At 54.5% G+C, this 3,044-nt stretch carries 2 rRNA genes; both read left to right on the forward strand.

The window, feature by feature from the left end:
• Positions 1-2,822: ribosomal RNA gene (locus tag V2H77_RS00925) — 23S ribosomal RNA — on the forward strand; the annotation flags it as partial.
• A gap of 115 nt (positions 2,823-2,937) precedes the next feature.
• Positions 2,938-3,044 (forward strand): 5S ribosomal RNA (gene rrf / locus V2H77_RS00930); the annotation flags it as partial.

A 3,044-nucleotide genomic window follows, 5' to 3' on the forward strand; every position in this document is an offset into this window, starting at 1 on the left:
TAAGCGTACACGGTGGATGCCTAGGCAGTCAGAGGCGATGAAGGACGTGCTAATCTGCGAAAAGCGTCGGTAAGCTGATATGAAGCGTTATTAGCCGGCGATGTCCGAATGGGGAAACCCAGTGCAATGCGTTGCACTATCATTAACTGAATCCATAGGTTAATGAGGCGAACCGGGGGAACTGAAACATCTCAGTACCCCGAGGAAAAGAAATCAACCGAGATTCCCCCAGTAGCGGCGAGCGAACGGGGAGGAGCCCAGAACCTGCATCAGCCATAGCATCAGAGGAACGGTCTGGAAAGGCCGGCGAGAGAGGGTGACAGCCCCGTACTCGAAGATGGCGTGGTTGTGAGTTCGAAGAGTAAGGCGGGACACGAGAAATCCTGTCTGAAGAGGGGGGGACCATCCTCCAAGGCTAAATACTCCTGACTGACCGATAGTGAACCAGTACCGTGAGGGAAAGGCGAAAAGAACCCCGGCGAGGGGAGTGAAAGAGAACCTGAAACCGTGTACGTACAAGCAGTGGGAGCCTTGATGAATCAGGGTGACTGCGTACCTTTTGTATAATGGGTCAGCGACTTATATTCTGTAGCAAGGTTAACCGGATAGGGGAGCCGCAGGGAAACCGAGTCTTAACTGGGCGAAATGAGTTGCAGGGTATAGACCCGAAACCCGGTGAGCTAGCCATGGGCAGGTTGAAGGTTGGGTAACACTAACTGGAGGACCGAACCGACTAATGTTGAAAAATTAGCGGATGACTTGTGGCTGGGGGTGAAAGGCCAATCAAACCGGGAGATAGCTGGTTCTCCCCGAAAGCTATTTAGGTAGCGCCTCGTGAAGTCATCTTCGGGGGTAGAGCACTGTTTCGGCTAGGGGGCCATCCCGGCTTACCAACCCGATGCAAACTGCGAATACCGAAGAATGTTATCACGGGAGACACACGGCGGGTGCTAACGTCCGTCGTGAAGAGGGAAACAACCCAGACCGCCAGCTAAGGTCCCAAAGTCATGGTTAAGTGGGAAACGATGTGGGAAGGCCCAGACAGCCAGGATGTTGGCTTAGAAGCAGCCATCATTGAAAGAAAGCGTAATAGCTCACTGGTCGAGTCGGCCTGCGCGGAAGATGTAACGGGGCTAAACCATGNNGCTGGAGGTATCAGAAGTGCGAATGCTGACATAAGTAACGATAAAGCGGGTGAAAAACCCGCTCGCCGGAAGACCAAGGGTTCCTGTCCAACGTTAATCGGGGCAGGGTGAGTCGACCCCTAAGGCGAGGCCGAAAGGCGTAGCTGATGGGAAACAGGTTAATATTCCTGTACTGAAGGTGACTGCGAAGGGGGGACGGAGAAGGCTAGGCCATCCGGGCGACGGTCGTCCCGGTTTAAGCGTGTAGGTGGGAGGAGCAGGCAAATCCGCTCTTCTTTATAACACTGAGGCGTGATGACGAGCCGCTACGGCGGTGAAGTGGTTGATGCCCGGCTTCCAGGAAAAGCCTCTAAGCATCAGGTCACAGACAATCGTACCCCAAACCGACACAGGTGGTCAGGTAGAGAATACTCAGGCGCTTGAGAGAACTCGGGTGAAGGAACTAGGCAAAATGGTGCCGTAACTTCGGGAGAAGGCACGCTGGCGTTAGGTGAAGGGGCCCGCCCCCGGAGCCGAAGCCAGTCGCAGAGACCAGCTGGCTGCAACTGTTTATTAAAAACACAGCACTGTGCAAACACGTAAGTGGACGTATACGGTGTGACGCCTGCCCGGTGCTGGAAGGTTAATTGATGGGGTTAGCCGCAAGGCGACGCTCTTGATCGAAGCCCCAGTAAACGGCGGCCGTAACTATAACGGTCCTAAGGTAGCGAAATTCCTTGTCGGGTAAGTTCCGACCTGCACGAATGGCGTAATGATGGCCAGGCTGTCTCCACCCGAGACTCAGTGAAATTGAACTCGCTGTGAAGATGCAGTGTCCCCGCGGCAAGACGGAAAGACCCCGTGAACCTTTACTATAGCTTGACACTGAACATGGAGCCTTGATGTGTAGGATAGGTGGGAGGCTTGGAAGTGCGGACGCCAGTCTGCATGGAGCCATCCTTGAAATACCACCCTTGAATGTTCGATGTTCTCACTTAAGCCCGTCATCCGGGCTGAGGACAGTGTCTGGCGGGTAGTTTGACTGGGGCGGTCTCCTCCCAAAGCGTAACGGAGGAGCACGAAGGTTGGCTAATCACGGTCGGACATCGTGAGGTTAGTGCAAAGGCATAAGCCAGCTTAACTGCGAGAGTGACGGTTCGAGCAGGTACGAAAGTAGGTCTTAGTGATCCGGTGGTTCTGCATGGAAGGGCCATCGCTCAACGGATAAAAGGTACTCCGGGGATAACAGGCTGATACCGCCCAAGAGTTCATATCGACGGCGGTGTTTGGCACCTCGATGTCGGCTCATCACATCCTGGGGCTGAAGTAGGTCCCAAGGGTATGGCTGTTCGCCATTTAAAGTGGTACGCGAGCTGGGTTTAGAACGTCGTGAGACAGTTCGGTCCCTATCTGCCGTGGGCGCAGGAAGATTGAAAGGGGCTGCTCCTAGTACGAGAGGACCGGAGTGGACGCACCGCTGGTGTACGGGTTGTCATGCCAATGGCATCGCCCGGTAGCTAAGTGCGGGAGAGATAACCGCTGAAAGCATCTAAGCGGGAAACTTGCCTTGAGATGAGTCTTCCCCTGACTTTAAGGTCACGGAAGGAACGTTTAAGACGAAGACGTGGATAGGCTGGGTGTGTAAGTGCAGCGATGCATTGAGCTGACCAGTACTAATGAACCGAGAGGCTTAACCTTACAACGCCGAAGGTGTTTTGGCGTCGGAAGACGGAAGAGAGAGATTTTTCGCTTGTTCAGAGATTGATGCGGTGGTTGCGGAAGAGACGCAACGGCCGGAGTAAAACCGAATATGCCTGGCGGCGATAGCGCGGCGGTCCCACCTGACCCCATGCCGAACTCAGCAGTGAAACGCCGTAGCGCCGATGGTAGTGTGGGGTCTCCCCATGTGAGAGTAGGGAA

The sequence above is a fragment of the Photorhabdus sp. P32 genome (assembly GCF_038085095.1).
GTDB lineage: Bacteria > Pseudomonadota > Gammaproteobacteria > Enterobacterales > Enterobacteriaceae > Photorhabdus > Photorhabdus luminescens.